Origin of the sequence: Mycobacterium sp. 050128, assembly GCF_036409155.1 — a bacterium.
In the GTDB taxonomy this organism is placed as follows: domain Bacteria; phylum Actinomycetota; class Actinomycetes; order Mycobacteriales; family Mycobacteriaceae; genus Mycobacterium.
This window is the reverse complement of sequence record NZ_JAZGLW010000001.1, coordinates 1,882,671-1,900,159: the sequence shown is the minus strand read 5'-3', so window position 1 is coordinate 1,900,159 and position 17,489 is coordinate 1,882,671. Positions and strand designations below refer to the sequence as shown.

At 67.4% G+C, this 17,489-nt stretch carries 1 protein-coding gene (only partly in view); it reads left to right on the top strand.

Annotation, left to right across the window (positions count from 1 at the left end; all coding sequences use genetic code 11):
* Positions 1-15 precede the first annotated feature (15 nt).
* Positions 16-17,489: the 5' portion of a non-ribosomal peptide synthase/polyketide synthase gene (locus tag SKC41_RS09080; RefSeq protein ID WP_330977323.1), read on the top strand. 13,681 nt of this gene lie beyond the right edge of the window; 17,474 of the gene's 31,155 nt are visible here — the first part of the coding sequence; its start codon is at positions 16-18; its stop codon lies off the right edge, out of view.

The following is a 17,489-nucleotide window of genomic DNA, read 5'->3' as shown; positions in this document are numbered from 1 at the left end:
GGGTAAGGGGGCCGGATGGAACTTGACGCCCGTGCCCTTCCGCTGACGCGCCGGCAATTAGATATCTGGCTCGCACAGGAAACGGGTCGTTCCGGCACCGACTGGCAACTCGGCCTCTTCATCAGAATCGAGGGCACGGTCGAGCCTGATTTGCTTAAACAAGCAATCAGCAAAACATTGCAAGAGGCCGAGCCATGCCGCGCCGCATTCTTCGAAGTGGACGGTCAGGTTTTCCAAAAGGCAATCGATTACCCGGGTTTCGAGCTGGACTTCCACGATCTGCGCGATTCAAGCGATCCCGTAGCCGAAGCCCGCGAGATTGCGTCATCGATCCAGCACACGCCGATGCCGCTGGATGGCCGGCTACTCAAATTTGCTTTGTTCCGCACGAAACCCGACGAGTATTACTGGTTTTCCTGCTGCCACCACATAATCCTCGACGGATTGGGCATGGGGCTGGTTGGCCGCCGAATTGCGGCTATCTACACCGCTATTGTTTCCGGCACCACCCCCTCTCCGGCGTTCTTCGGCTCACTGCAGGACCTGGTTCGCGCCGAGCTGGAGTACGAGGCGTCAACCGATTACCTCGACGATCAGGCTTACTGGAACGCACACCTCCCGTCGGAAAGCGGACCGGATTATCGATTGCCGCAAGCCACCTCGCGCCCGGATCCGAATCAGCCGACCAAGCCGGTGCAACTGGATCCGTCCGTCGTCGGCCAGATCAAACAGCTGTCCAAAGCGCTGGGTGTCCGTCGAACCTCGGTCATCACGGCGGCGTGCGCCCTGCTGGTGCGGGGGTGCGCCGGCGGTTCGGAGGTGGTGCTGGACTTCCCGGTCAGCAGGCGGGTGCACCCGGAATCGAAGACGCTCCCCGCGATGGTCGCCGGGGTGGTGCCCCTGGTACTGAAGGCGTCACCGGAGTCGACGGTTGCCGACTTCTGCAAGCAGGTTGACGCACGAACACGAGAAGCATTGCGGCATCAGCGATTTCCGGTGCAGGTGCTGGGGGACGACGGCGGCCTTCGCGGCGCCGCGCCGGCGGCCAATCGGATAGTCGTCAATTTCATCCCGTCCAGACTCACCCTGAACTTTGCCGGTGTTCCAGGAACTGCGACATACACCAGTTTTGGACCGATCGGCCACTTCGGGCTGTTCTTCGTCGGTGCCGGCGACGAGCAGTTTGTCACCACTGCCGGTGCCGGGCAACCGTATTCGAACTTCGACGTCGCGGAACTGACGGAGCGCTTGCAGCGGCTGCTGAAAGCGATGGCGACGGCGCCCGACCGCGAGCTCTCCTCGATGGATCTGCTGGACGACGGCGAACACACCGGCGTGGATCGGTTGGGCAACCGGGAGGCGCTGACGCGACCCGCGACCGCGGTGTCGATCCCGGCATTGTTCGCCGCACAAGTCGCGCGCACCCCCGATGCGGCGGCGGTGACCTTCGACGGCCGCTCGTTGACCTACCGTGCACTCGACGAGAACGCCAACCGGGTGGCGCACCTGCTCGCGGATCGGGGCGCGGGACCGGGACAGTCTGTGGCGCTGCTCTTTTCGCGCTCGGCCGACGCCATAGTCGCGATCCTGGCGGTGCTGAAGACCGGAGCCGCGTACCTGCCGATCGACCCGGCTCACCCGGCGGCGCGGATCGAGTTCATGCTCGCCGACGCCGCGCCGGTGGCCGCACTGACCACCAGCGGGCTCGCCGGCCGGCTGGACGGCTACGGCCTGGCGACCATCGATATCCACGACCCGGCAATCGATGCTCAACCCACCACCGCGCCGCCCGATCCGTCACCCGATGACATCGCGCACATCATCTACACCTCGGGCACCACCGGTGTCCCCAAAGGCGTGGCCATCACCCACCACAACGTCAGTGCACAGCTCGACTCGCTGAACGCCGGGTTGCCACCCGGACAGGTGTGGACCCAATGCCACTCGTACGCGTTCGACTTCTCGGTGTGGGAGATCTGGGCTGCGCTGCTGAACGGCGACCGGCTGGTGGTTGTCCCCGAGTTGGTGACCGGGTCGGCCGACGACTTCGGCGCCCTGCTGATCGCCGAGCGCGTCACCGTGCTGACGCAGACCCCGTCGTCGGTGGCGGTGCTGTCGCCGGAAGGTCTGGAATCGGCGGCGCTGCTGATCGGCGGCGAGGCGTGCCCGGCCGAGGTGGTCGACCGGTGGGCGCCCGGGCGCGTGATGATCAACGCCTACGGCCCCACCGAAACCACTATCTATGCGGCGATGAGCGCGCCCCTGACGGCGGGGAATGCGGTACCGATCGGTGCACCGGTCTCTACATCGGCACTGTTTGTGCTCGACGACTGGCTGCGCCCGGTGCCCGCCGGGGTGGTCGGCGAGCTGTACGTGGCCGGCGGCGGTGTCGGATACGGCTATGTGGCGCGAGCCCCGTTGACGGCGTCGCGGTTCGTGGCCTGTCCCTTCGGTGGAGCCGGCGCCCGCATGTATCGCACCGGGGACCTGGTGCGCTGGGGCGACGACGGGCAACTCGACTATGTCGGGCGCGCCGACGATCAGGTCAAGATTCGCGGCTACCGCATCGAGCTCGGCGAAATCCGGGCCGCCCTAGCAGGTTTCGATGGGGTCGAGCAGGCCGCGGTGATCTCCCGCGAGGATCGCCCCGGCGAGAAGCGCTTGGTGGGCTACGTCACCGGCACCGCCGACCCGGCCGAACTGCGCAGCGCACTGGCCGAGCGGTTGCCCGCGTACATGGTGCCGGTCGCGGTGCTGGCGATCGACGCCTTGCCGTTGACGGTCAACGGCAAGCTCGACACCCGCGCGCTGCCGGCACCGGAGTACCGCGACGTCGAGCACTACCTCGCACCGGCCACCGCGGTCGAGGAGATCGTGGCCGGTATCTACGCGCAGGTGCTGGGAGTGGAGCGGGTCGGAATCGAGGAGTCCTTCTTCGACCTCGGCGGAGACTCGCTTTCCGCGATGCGGGCGATCGGCGCGATCAACACCGCCCTCGACACCGGGCTTTCGGTGCGGGCGTTGTTCGAAGCCCCGACCATTGCGCAGTTGGTGCCCCGCATCGACACCGGGCAGGGACGACTGAAACCGTTGACGGCCGGCGAGCGACCGGCAGTGGTTCCGCTGTCGTTCGCCCAATCGCGGCTGTGGTTCCTGGGCCAGCTGCAAGGCCCCTCGCCGATGTACAACATCGCGGTGGCGTTGCGGCTGTCGGGCAGTCTCGACGTCGACGCGCTGGCCGCCGCGATGGCCGATGTGATCGCTCGGCACGAGAGCCTGCGTACGGTGTTCCCCGCGAACGAAGACACCCCGCGGCAACTGGTGTTAGCCGCCGACCGTGCCGAGTTCGGTTGGCAGGTCGTAAATTCCAACGACTGGCCGCCCGAGCGTCTGGACGAGGCCGTCGATGCGGCGGCGCGCTACACCTTCGATCTGACCACCGAGATCCCTTTGCGGGCAACGCTTTTTCGCCGCAGCGACGACGAGCATCTGCTGGTCGGCGTGCTGCACCACATTGCCGCCGACGGCTGGTCGATCGCGCCTCTGATGCGCGATCTGGCCGAAGCGTACGCCGCTCGGTGTCTGGGGCGCGTACCGGGCTGGGCCGAATTGCCGGTGCAGTACGCCGATTACACGCTGTGGCAGCATGCACAGTTCGGTGACCTGGACGACGCCGACAGCCCCATCGCGTCGCAACTGTCCTATTGGGAAGACGCGCTGGCGGGAATGTCGGAGGTATTGCCACTTGCCACCGACCGTCCGTACCCGCCGGTGGCCGATCAGCACGGGGCCAGCGTGGCCGTGCAGTGGCCCGCCGAGCTGCAGCAGCGGGTCCGCGAGGTGGCCCGTGAACACAATGCCACCAGCTTCATGGTGGTCCAGGCCGCCCTGGCCGTGCTGCTCTCGGTGGTCAGCTCGAGTTCGGATGTGGCCGTGGGCTTCCCGATCGCCGGACGCCGCGACCCCGCGCTCGACGAGCTGGTGGGCTTTTTCGTCAACACCCTGGTGCTGCGCGTCGACGTGGCCGGCGATCCCACCGTCACGGAGTTGCTGGCTCGGGTACGCCAGCGCAGCCTGGCCGCCTACGAACACCAAGACGTGCCGTTCGATGTTCTCGTCGATCGGCTGAACCCCACCCGCAGCCTGGCACATCACCCGCTGGTGCAGGTGATGCTGGGCTGGCAGAACGCGGAGCCGGCCGAACTGGCATTGGGCGATGTGCGAGCCACTCCCTTACCGATCGACACCCACACCGCACGAACGGATTTGGCCTTCTCCCTGACCGAGAGCTTCACCGCGTCCGGTGAGCCGGCCGGAATCTGCGGGACGGTGGAGTATCGCACCGACGTGTTCGACCCGGACAGCATCGAGGCGTTGATCGGGCGGTTGCAGCGCGTGCTGCTTGCCATGACAACCGATGCCACCCAACGGCTCTCATCGATCCAGCTGTTGAATTCCGCCGAGCAGACCCAGCTCGACGCGTTCGGCAATCGCGCCATACTGGCCCAGCCGGCGAACCCGACAACAGTTCCGGCGCTGTGGGCCGCGCAGGTCGCCCGCGCCCCGGAGGCGGTAGCCGTAACCTTCGAGGGCCGGTCGATGACCTACCTCGAGGTCGACGCGGCCGCCAACCGGTTGGCACACCTACTGTGCTCCGCAGGAGCTGCCCCGGGACAGTCTGTGGCGCTGTTGTTTTCGCGATCCGCCGAAGCGATCATCGCGATCCTGGCGGTACTCAAATCCGGGGCGGCCTACCTGCCGATCGATCCCGCCCACCCGTCGGCGCGAATCGCGTTCATGGTGGCCGACGCCGAGCCGATCGCCGCGATCACCACCGCCGAGCTGCGGCCGCGGCTGCAGAAATGCGAGCTACGGATCATCGATGTGGACGACCCACGCATCGACGCTCAGCCCGCGACCGCGCCGCCCGGGCCGGCGCCAGACGACATCGCCCACATCATCTACACCTCGGGCACGACCGGTATGCCCAAAGGCGTTGCGGTCACTCAGCACAACGTCATTCAACTCTTCGACTCACTCGACACCGGCCTGGAACTGTCACCCGAACAAGTGTGGACCCAATGCCACTCGTACGCCTTCGACTTCTCGGTGTGGGAGATCTGGGGCGCGCTGCTACACGGCGGCCGATTGGTGGTGGTGCACGAAGCGGTGGCCGGCTCACCGGAAGACTTCCACGCCCTGCTGGTCGCCGAACACGTCACCGTTCTCACTCAGACCCCGTCCGCGGTCGGGATGCTCTCCCCGCAGGGGTTGGAATCGACCGCGCTGGTGATCGGCGCCGAACCCTGCCCGGCCGACCTGGTGGATCGGTGGGCGGGTGGTCGACTGATGATCAACGTCTACGGCCCGACCGAGACGACGATGTGGGCAGCCAAGAGCGCGCCGCTCACAACGGGTTCGGGCGTTCCGCCGATCGGCTCGCCGGTATCGGGGGCAGCGTTCTTCGTGCTCGACGAGTGGTTGCGCCCGGTGCCCGTCGGCGTGGTCGGCGAGTTGTACCTGGCCGGTCGCGGCGTCGGATGCGGGTATTGGCGCCGAGGTGGGTTGACCGCGTCTCGTTTCATGGCCTGCCCGTTCGCGGGACCCGGCGCCCGGATGTACCGCACCGGTGACCTGGTGCGGTGGCGTCCCGACGGGCAACTCGACTACCTGGGCCGCGCCGACGAACAGGTCAAGATTCGCGGCTACCGCATCGAGCTCGGCGAAATACGGTCGGCCCTAGCATGTTTGGAAGGCGTGGAGCAGGCCGTCGTCGTCGCCCGCGAAGACCAGCCCGGCGTCAAACGCCTCGTCGGCTACATCACCGGAACCGCCGACCCCAACCACGCCCGCGCCGCGCTTGCCGACGGCCTCCCCCCCTATATGGTTCCGTCGGCGGTCGTAGTGCTCGACGCGGTGCCGATGACGATCAACGGCAAACTCGACACCCGCGCGTTGCCCGCGCCCGAATACCACGATGCCGGTCACTACCGCGCCCCCACCGATGCCGTCGAGGAGATCCTGGCCGGGATCTACGCCCAGGTACTGGGGTTGAAGCGGGTGGGGGTCGATGAGTCGTTCTTCGACCTGGGTGGGGACAGCATCCTGTCGATGCAGGTGGTGTCCCGGGCTCGCGCGGCCGGGGTGGTGTGCCGCCCTCGCGACATTTTCGTCGAGCAGACCGTGGCCCGGCTGGCCCGGGTAGCCAGTGTCGCAACGGATGACGCCGGCGTCGTCGATGAAGGCGTGGGCGAGGTGTCGGCCACCCCGATCATCCGCTGGCTGGAGGGCGTCGCGGGTCGCGTCGAGGAGTTCAACCAGACCGTCGCCATTCAGGCCCCCGTCACGGTGACCGAAGCCGACGTGGTGCTGGTGCTGCAGGCGTTGCTGGACCGGCACGCGATGCTGCGGCTGCGGGTCGACGACGACTTCGCCGGCGGCTGGTCGTTGTGGGTGCCCGAGCCCGGTTCGGTGGACGCGCGCGGTTGCCTGCGCGTCGTCGAAGAGCTCTCCGATGAGGTACTGGTCCAAGCGCGGGCCCGGCTGGATCCGGTCACCGGAAAGATGCTGAGCGCATTGTGGGTAGCGCCGATCGGTGAGCTCGTGCTGATCATCCACCATCTGTCCGTCGACGGGGTGTCGTGGCGAATTCTGTTGGAAGACATCAACCTTGCCTGGACACAGCATTGCGGCGAGCAAGAGGTGGCCTTGCCGGCACCGGGGACGTCGTTCGCCCGGTGGGCGTCGTGGCTCGATCAGCACGCCCGTGATCCCGACGTCGTCGCACAGACGCAGGTGTGGCGGCAGATCGCCGCGGTCCCGGCCGCACTGCCGGCACCCCGGCCCGAGCTGGACACCTACGCCAGTGCGGGACGGTTGTCGGTGGATCTCGACGTCGATACCACCCGGATGTTGTTGGGCGAAGTGCCCGCGGCGTTTCACGCCGGCGTGCAAGACATCCTGCTGATCGCTTTCGGGTTGGCCTGTACGGAGTTTCTGGGCACCGCAGACGCGCCGATCGGCATCGACGTGGAGGGCCATGGGCGCCACGACGAACTGGCCGGTGACATGGACCTGTCACGGACGGTGGGATGGTTCACCACCAAATATCCGGTGGCCCTGGATGGCGGTGGAGTGTCCTGGGCACAGGTGCTCGCCGGCGCGCCCGCGCTGGGCGCGGTTATCAAGGACGCCAAGGAACAACTGCGTGCGCTGCCCGACGGCCTGACCTACGGGCTGCTGCGCTACCTGAACCCCGAAGTGGATCTGGACTCGGCCGAACCGGTGATCGGATTCAACTACTTCGGGCGTCTGGGCGCCGGCGCCGTTGAGTTCTCCGACGACCTGTGGCTGATCGGCGAGGACGGTGTGACGGTGGCCGCCGTGGCCTCGGCAATCCCAATGCCGTTGGGGCACACCGTGGAACTCAACGCCGGCACCCTCGACACGGACATCGGCCCGCGCTTGCACGCGACCTGGACCTGGGCCACTTCAGCGCTCAGCAGTGAGCAAGTCGGCCGGCTCAACCAATTGTGGTTCGACGCCCTGACCGGGATCTGCGCTCACGTCCGCGCCGGCGGAGGCGGCCTGACACCGTCGGATATCGTCCCGGCCCGGCTCAGCCAGCAGCAGATCGACGAGCTGTGCCGGCGCGACCACATCGCCGACATCTTGCCGCTGACGCCGCTGCAGCAGGGTCTGCTGTTCCACGCTAATGCCCATGGCACAAGCGATTTGGGCGAGCTGTACGCGGTCCAGCTGGATATCACCATCACCGGCCCACTGGAGCACGACCGGTTGCGCGCGGCGGTCGACACGGTGGTCGGCCGCCATCCCAACCTGGCTGCCCGGTTCTGCCCGGAGTTCGACGACCCGATCCAGGTCATCCCGGTCGATCCCGAATTATCCTGGCAATACCTGGAACTCGATGGTGCCGTCGATGCCGAGGAACACCTCGCCCGGCTGTGCGCCGCCGAACGCACGGCTGTCGTCGACCTGACCGACCCGCCCGCGTTCCGGGTCGCGCTGATCCGCATCGGCAGCGACCTGCACCGGTTGGTGTTGACGAACCACCACATCGTGCTCGATGGCTGGTCACTGCCAATCGTGTTGCAAGAGATCTTCACTACCTACTACGGCCAGCGACTCCCGGCACCCGCGCCGTATCGCCGGTTCGTGTCCTGGCTGACCGACCAGGACCGCGGCAGCGCCGAGACGGCCTGGCGTCAAATGTTCGCCGGCTTCGAGGCTCCCACCCTGGTGGGCCCGCCGGGCCGGGCCGGGCTCGGGCGGCGAGCGGTGGTGACGTCGCGAGTACCGGCCGACACAACACTGGCCGTCAGTGAGCTGGCGCGGCTGAACCACACCACCGTCAACACCGTCCTGCAGGCCGGCTGGGCCCAGCTGCTGATGTGGCTGACCGGCCAGCGCGACGTCGCCTTCGGGACCGCCGTCTCGGGCCGCCCGCCCGAGTTGACCGGGTCCGATTCGATGGTCGGCCTGCTGATCAACACCATTCCGGTGCGCGCCACCATCACCACGGCCACCACCACCTCCGACCTACTCGACCAACTGCACCGCGCCAACAACCACACCCTCGAACACCAGCACCTGGCACTGCCCGAGATTCACCGCGCCGCCGGCCACGACCAACTCTTCGACACCCTGTTCGTCTACGAGAACTACCCCGTTGATCCCGCATTGTTCGGCGTCAACGGCTTGGCGGTCACCGGGTACACCGCGCGCGAAAACAACCACTACCCAATGACTTTGCAGGCCATGCCCGGCGAAGAACTCGGCCTGCGGATCGAGTACGACACCGACGTCTTCACCGCCGACAGCGTCCAAACGCTGCTCCGGCAGTTGCAGCGAGTCCTGGTGGCCGTCACCAGCGACCCCACCAGCCGGTTGTCGTTGATGGATCTACTCGACGCCAACGAACACAGCCGCCTCGATGAGATCGGGAACCGAGCGGTGCTGACCCGGCCAACGACCGGGATATCAGTGCCGGCATTGTTCGCCGCGCAAGCCGTACGCACCCCCGACGCGATCGCGATCACGTTCGATGGCCGCTCGATCACCTACCGCGAACTCGACGAAGAGTCCAACCGGGTGGCACACCTGCTGACCTTGCACGGGGCGGCCCCGGGCCAGTCTGTGGCACTGCTGTTTCCGCGCTCGGCCGAGGCCATCGTGGCGATCTTGGCGGTGTTGAAATCCGGGGCGGCATACCTGCCGATCGATCCGGCGCACCCCGCGGCACGGATCGAATTCATGGTGACCGACGCCGCGCCGATCGCCGCGCTCACCACCACCGAGCTGCGCGCGCGAATCGACGGGTACGACCTCACGACCATCGATATCCGCGATCCCGCGCTCGCCGCGCAACCCGCCACCGCGCTACCGATGCCCGAGCCCGACGATGTCGCCCACATCATCTACACCTCGGGCACGACCGGGGTGCCCAAAGGCGTTGCGGTCAACCACTCCAACGTCACCCAGCTCTTCGACTCCCTGGAGGCCGGGCTGGAGCTGACCGCGGAGCAGGTGTGGACGCAGTTCCATTCCTACGCGTTCGACTTCTCGGTGTGGGAGATCTGGGGCGCGCTGCTGCACGGCGGTCGGCTGGTGGTGGTGCCCGAACCGATGACCCGCTCACCCGAAGACTTCCACGAGCTACTCGTCAACGAACGCGTCACGGTTCTCACCCAAACCCCGTCCGCGGTGGCAGCCCTGTCCGTCGATGGTTTGGAATCGGCTGCGTTGGTGATCGGCGCCGAACCGTGCCCACCCGAGGTGGTCGATCGATGGGCACCCGGGCGGACGATGGTCAACGTCTACGGGCCCACCGAGACGACGATGTGGCTATCCAAGAGTGCGCCTCTTGTCGCGAAATCCGGTGTGGTGCCGATCGGTTCGCCGGTATCGGGGGCGGCGTTCTTCGTGCTCGATGGCTGGTTGCGCCCGGTGCCCGTCGGCGTGGTCGGCGAGTTGTACCTGGCCGGACGCGGCGTGGGATGCGGGTATTGGCGCCGGGCCGGGCTGACCGCGTCGCGTTTCATGGCGTGTCCGTTCGGAGGCCCCGGTGCCCGGATGTATCGGACCGGCGACCTGGTGCGGTGGGACGCCGACGGGCAGTTGCAATATGTCGGGCGCGCCGATGAGCAGGTGAAGATTCGCGGCTACCGCATCGAACTCGGCGAAATACGCGCGGCCCTGGCCAGTTTGGAAGGCGTCGAGCAGGCCGCGGTGATCGCCCGCGAGGACCGCAGCGGCACCAAGCGCCTCGTCGGGTACGTCACCGGGACCGCCGACCCGGCCCTGGTCCGTGCCCAGCTGGCCGAGCTGCTCCCGGCGTACATGGTGCCGTCGGCGGTACTGCTGGTCGACGCGTTGCCGATGACGGTGAACGGGAAGCTCGACACCCGGGCCCTGCCGGCACCGGACTACGGCAATGCCGATCGGTACCGGGCGCCGGCCAGCGCCGTCGAGGAGATCCTGGCCGGGGTCTACGCCCAAGTGCTCAACGTGGAACGGGTCGGAGTCGACGATTCCTTCTTCGATCTCGGCGGAGACTCGCTATCGGCGATGCGGGTGGTCGCCGCGATCAACACTGTTCTGGACGCAGACCTGAAGGTAGGCAGGCTTTTCGACGCACCCACGGTTGCCCAGCTGGCACCCCATCTCGGCGCGAACACGAGCCACCGTGAGCCGCTGATCGCCCTCGAGCGACCCGCGGTGGTGCCGCTGTCGTATGCCCAATCTCGGTTGTGGTTCCTGGACCAGTTGCAAGGACCGTCCGCCGTGTACAACATGGCGGTGGCGTTGCGGCTATCCGGGAGCCTCGATGTCGACGCGCTGGCTGCCGCGCTGGGCGACGTGGTGGCACGCCATGAAAGTCTGCGAACGGTGTTTTCGGCACCGGACGGCATCCCGCGACAAGTAGTGATGGAATCCGATCGGGCCGGATTCGGCTGGCGGTTCGTCGATTCCGCCCGATGGTCCGCGACTCTTTTCGACGACGCCATCGACGCCGCGGTCGGTCACCGGTTCGACCTGTCTGCCGAACTCCCTATTCGCGCCACCCTCTTCAGGCGCAGCAATCACGAGCATGTGCTGGTTGGTGTCGTGCACCATATCGCCGCCGACGGCTGGTCGATCGCTCCGCTGGTGCGCGATCTGGCCGAGGCGTACGCTGCCCGATGCCGAGGACAAGCGCCCGCGTGGGCCGAATTGCCGGTACAGTACGCCGATTACGCGATATGGCAGCACACTCAGCTCGGCGATCTGGCCGATCCCGACAGTCCGATCGCCTCCCAGCTGGCGTTCTGGCGCGACGCCTTGGCCGGGATGCCCGAGCGCATTGCACTGCCGACCGATCGGCCTTACCCGCCGGCCGCCGATCAGCGCGGGGCCACGGTCGCGTTGGAGTGGCCGGCCGAGTTGCAGCGACGGGTACACCAATTGGCCCGCGAACACAACGCGACGAGCTTTATGGTGGCGCAGGCGGCGCTGGCGGTGTTGCTGTCGGCGGTCAGCGCGAGTTCGGATGTGGCCGTGGGCTTTCCGATTGCCGGGCGCCGCGACCCGGCCCTGGACGAGCTGGTGGGCTTCTTCGTCAACACGCTGGTGCTGCGGGTCGACGTGACCGGCGACCCGACCGTCGCCGAGCTGCTGGCGCAGGTGCGCCAGCGCAGCCTGGCCGCCTACGAACACCAAGACGTCCCGTTCGAGGTTCTGGTCGAACGGTTGAACCCGACCCGAAGCCTGGCACATCACCCGCTGATCCAGGTGATGTTGGGCTGGCAAAACGCCCAGGCCGCCGAGCTGGCATTGGGCGACGTGAAGGCCACGGCGCTGCCGATCGACACCCACACCGCACGCATGGACGTGTCGTTCTCCCTGACCGAACTCTTCACCGCGGCCGGTGAGCCCGCCGGGATTTCCGGAACAGTCGAATATCGCACCGACGTATTCGACGCCGACAGCATCGAGGAATTGGCCGAGCGGCTGCAGCGGGTGTTGACGGCCATGACATCCGGCGCGGCGCAACGCCTCTCATCGATCCAGCTACTGGGCGCCGACGAGCATGCCAGGCTCGACATCTTGGGCAACCGCGCGATGTTGGCCCTGCCCGCGCCGGTGACGGTGTCGGTGCCGGAATTCTTCGGCGAGCACGCGCGGCGCACCCCGGACGCGGTGGCCATTACCGACGCGGGCAACTCACTGAGCTACCGCGAACTCGATGAATCCGCGAGCCGGCTGGCACATCTGCTGGCCGCGCGGGGTGCTGGACCGGGACAGTCTGTGGCGCTGCTGTTTTCGCGGTCGGCCGACGCCGTTGTCGCTATGCTGGCGGTACTCAAGACGGGGGCAGCGTACCTGCCGATGGATCCGGACCATCCCGATCCGCGAATCGGGTTCATGCTCACCGACGCCGCCCCGGTCGCCGCGATAACCACCGCGGAGCTGGGGCCGCGGCTGCGCGATTACGACCTTGCGGTCATCGACATCAACGACCCCGCAGTGCAGTCCCAGCCGGCGATCGCGCTGCCGGCGCCGTCGCCCGATGACATCGCGTATCTGATCTACACCTCGGGCACCACCGGCGTACCCAAAGGCGTTGCGGTCAGCCACCGCAACCTGGCACACCTGGCGGTGTCCACGCCCAGCCAGCTGCCGGTGACGCAGGTATGGACGCAGTGCCACTCGTACGGGTTCGACTTCTCGGTCTGGGAGATCTGGGCCGCCCTGCTCGGCGGCGGACGATTGGTCGTCGTCCCCGAAGAAGTGACGGCCTCGCCGCACGACTTCCACGCTTTGCTGGTGCGCGAACACGTCAACGTGCTCACGCAAACCCCTTCGGCTGCAGCGGCATTGAACCCGGACGGGCTGGAGTCCGTGTCGTTGCTCCTCGGCGGGGAGGCCTGCCCCGCCGAGGTGGTGGATCAGTGGGCCCCCGGCCGGATGCTGATCAACGCCTACGGCCCGACCGAAGCCACGGTGTACGCCTCGATGAGCAACCCCCTCGTCGCGGGATCGGGCGCCGCACCCATCGGCGTGCCGGTGGCCACTTCGGCGCTGTTCGTATTGGATCCCTGGCTACGCCCGGTACCGGCCGGGGTGGTCGGCGAGTTGTACGTCGCCGGCACGGGGGTGGCGTGTGGATACCTCGGCCGGGCCGAGTTGACGGCCTCGCGATTTATCGCCTGCCCGTACGGCGAACGCGGCACCCGGATGTACCGCACCGGTGACCTGGTGCGCTGGCGCGCCGACGGGCAACTCGACTACCTCGGTCGCGCCGACGAGCAGGTCAAAATCCGTGGCTACCGAATCGAACTCGGCGAAATTCAAACGGCCCTCGCCGCCCTCGACGGCGTGGATCAGGCCGTCGTGGTCACCCGTGACGAGCGCGCCGCCACCCGGCTCGTCGCCTACGTCACCGGCACCGCCGACCCGGCCGCGCTGCGCGCCGCGCTGGCCGAGCAGCTTCCGGCCTACATGGTCCCGTCGGCGATCGTCGTGCTGGAAGCGCTGCCGCTGACCGTCAACGGAAAACTCGACACCCGCGCGCTACCGGCACCCGATTACGACGATGCCGGCCACTACCGCGCCCCCACCGACGCCATCGAAGAAATCCTGGCCGGTATCTACGCCCAAGTGCTTGGCCTCGAACGAGTCGGCATCGACGACTCGTTCTTCGACCTGGGCGGCGACAGCATCTTGTCGATGCAAGTGGTCGCCCGATCGCGCGCGGCCGGTGTGTTGTGCCGTCCGCGTGACATTTTCGTCGAGCAGACCGTGGCTCGGCTGGCCCGAGTGGCCAGCGTGGTCGATGAGGAAGCCGTCGTGGTCGATGAGGGCATCGGACCGGTGTCGGCCACCCCGATCATGCGATGGCTGCAAGACGTCCCCGGCCCGGTCGAGCACTTCAACCAGACGGTCGTCGTGCGGGCGCCCGCCGGCGTAACCGAGGCCGACGTTGCAATGGTGTTGCAGGCCCTGTTGGATCGGCACGCGATGCTGCGGCTGCGGGTCGACGATGCGTGGTCGCTGCAGGTGCGCGAGGCCGGGTCGGTCGACGCGCGGAGCTGCCTGCAATCCGTGGAAGTGCTGTCCGATGAGGCGCTAGCGCGGGCGCGGGAGCGGTTGAATCCGGGCACCGGGACGATGGTGAGCGCGCTGTGGATTACCTCGACGTCGCAGTTGGTACTGATCGCTCATCATCTGACCGTCGACGGGGTGTCGTGGCGGATCCTGCTGGAAGACCTCAACATCGCGTGGGCTCAGCACCGAAGCGGGCAGCCGATAGCACTGCCGGCGCCGGGGACCTCGTTCGCCCGGTGGGCTGCGCTGCTCGATGAGCACGCCCGCTCCGCGGCGGTGCTTGCGCACGCGGACGCGTGGCGGCAGGTCGCGGCGGTACCGAACGCATTGCCCGCACCCCGGCCCGAACTGGACACCTACGCCAGCGCGGGACAGTTGTCGGCCGAACTCGATACCGAGACGACCCGCATGCTGCTGGGTGAGGTGCCCGCAGCATTTCACGCCGGCGTACAAGACATTCTGCTGATCGCGTTCGGCTTGGCCTGGGCGGAGTTCTTGGACACCGGCGCGGCCATCGGTATCGATGTCGAAGGCCACGGCCGCCACGACGAATTGGCCACCAATGTCGACTTGTCACGCACGGTGGGATGGTTCACCACGAAATACCCGGTGGCGCTGAGCATCGGCGAGCTAGATTGGGCGCAGCTACTCGCCGATGAGTCCACGCTGGGTGCGGCGGTCAAGCAAGTCAAGGAACAGCTGCGGGCGCTGCCCGATCCACTCAGCTATGGGCTGCTGCGTTATCTCAATCCGGACGCCGAGCTGACCGGAGCCGACCCGGCGATCGGGTTCAACTACCTTGGACGACTCGGCGGTGGTGCCGCCGAGCTGTCCGACGATCTGTGGCTGATCAGCCAGGACGGCGGGGCGGCGGCGACCACGGTCTCGGCAATCCCAATGCCGTTGGGCCACACCGTGGAACTCAACGCGGTCACCATCGACACCGACACCGGTCCACGCCTGCAGGCGACGTGGACATGGGCGCCGTCGGTGCTCGATGGCGAGCAGGTCGACCGCCTCAGCGAGTTGTGGTTCGAAGCGCTGACGGGGATCTGCGCACACGTTCGCCGAGGCGCAGGCGGGCTGACACCGTCGGACATCCTCCCGGCCCGCCTGACCCAGCAGCAGATTGACGAGCTGTGCCGGGATGACCACGTCGCCGATATCTTGCCGCTCACCCCGCTGCAGCAGGGGCTGCTCTTCCACGCCAGCGCCGCGAACGGCAACGCCGACGACCTGTACGCGATGCAGCTGGACCTCACTATCACGGGCCCGCTCGATGCCGACCGACTACACGAGGCCGTGCGTACGGTCGTCGACCGTCACCCCAACCTGGCCGCCCGATTCTGTCGGCAGTTCGACGAGCCCGTGCAGGTCATGCTCGTCAATCCCGTTGTGCCCTGGCGGTATTACGTCCTGAGCTCCGAGGAGCGAATCCAGCAGGTCTGCGCCGCCGAACGCACCGCGGTCTGCGATCTGACCGAATCGCCGGCATTCCGGGTTGCGTTGATCCGCACCGGCGACGACGTGCACCGCTGTGTGCTGACGAATCACCACATCGTGTTGGATGGCTGGTCATTGCCGATCCTGGCGCAGGAGATCTTCGCCAGCTACCACGGGCAGCGTTTACCCGCGGCCGGGTCGTATCGGCGGTTCGTCGCCTGGTTGGCCGAACGAGACGTCGACGCCGCGGAGCAGGCCTGGCGAGAAGCGTTGGCCGGCTTCGACTCCCCCACGCTGGTGGGGCCGCCGGGTCGCGTGCGGCCCGGGCGCCGCGGTGTCGCCGGGTCGGCCTTGTCGGAGCAGACCACCCACGCACTGGGCGCGCTCGCCCGCGCGCATCACACCACCGTCAACACCGTGCTGCAGGCGGGCTGGGCGCAGCTGCTGATGTGGCTGACCGGCCAGCGCGATGTCGTCTTCGGCACCGCTGTCTCGGGCCGACCGCCCGAGCTGGCCGGGTCCGATTCGATGGTCGGTCTGCTGATCAACACCGTGCCGGTGCGGGCCACCAGCACCGCGGCCACCACGACGGCCGATTTACTGGACCAGCTGCACCGCGCCAACAACCACACCTTCGACCACCAGCACCTGGCGCTGTCCGAGATCCACCGCGCCGCAGGCCAAGACCAACTCTTCGACACCCTGTTCGTCTACGAGAACTACCCCATCGACACGTCCACCGCGCTCGGCAACGGGTTGGCCATCACCGCGATGACCGCCCGCGAATTCAACCACTACCCGCTGACCCTGCAGGCGATGCCCGCCGACGAACTCGGTTTGCGCGTGGAATACGACACCGAGCTGTTCGACGCGAAAACCATTGAGGCGCTGATCGGACGGCTGCACCGGGTACTGACGGCAATGACCGCCGACGCGGAACAACGACTGTCCTCGATCCAGCTGCTCGATGACGACGAGCACGCCCGACTCGACGAGTTCGGCAACCGGGAGATGCTGACGCGACCCGTTGCCGCGGCCAAGTCGATTCCGCAGCTGTTCGCCGCGCAAGCCGCGCGCACCCCCGATGCGGTCGCGATCAGCTTCGAGGGCCGGTCGATCAGCTACCGCGAACTGGACGAGTCCGCCAACCGGATGGCACATCTGCTGGCCGACCAAGGTGCCCGCCCGGGACATTCGGTGGCACTGCTCTTTTCACGCTCTGCCGAGGCGGTCGTCGCGATGCTGGCGGTGCTCAAGACCGGAGCGGCATACCTGGCGATCGACCCCGCACATCCCGACAGCCGCATCGGGTTCATGCTCACCGATGCCGCGCCCGTCGCCGCGCTCACCACCGCGGCCCTGCGGCCGCGGCTGCGCGGGCACGACCTACCGATCATCGACGTCGACGACCCCGCCGTCGATCTCCAACCCACCAGTCCACCAGAAGCGACACCGTCGCCGGAGGATGTCGCTTATCTGATCTACACCTCCGGCACCACCGGCGTCCCGAAAGGTGTTGCGGTCACTCATCGCAACCTGGCCCACCTGGGCGAGTCGACACCCGCTGCGCTGCCCGTGCCACAGGTGTGGACGCAGTGTCACTCCTACGGCTTCGACTTCTCGGTATGGGAGATTTGGGCCGCCCTGCTCGGCGGTGCACGCCTGGTGGTGGTACCCGAGGCGGTGACCAGCTCGCCACCGGACTTCCACGCGCTACTGGTGCGCGAGCACGTCAACGTGCTCACCCAAACCCCTTCGGCCGCAGCGGCATTGACTCCGCAAGGGCTGGATTCGGTCGCGGTGCTGCTGGGTGGGGAAGCATGCCCCACCGAGGTGGTGGATCAGTGGGCGCCCGGCCGCGTGGTGATCAATGCCTACGGTCCCACCGAAGCCACCGTGTACGCCTCGATGAGCGCCCCGCTGACACCGGGCACCGCCGT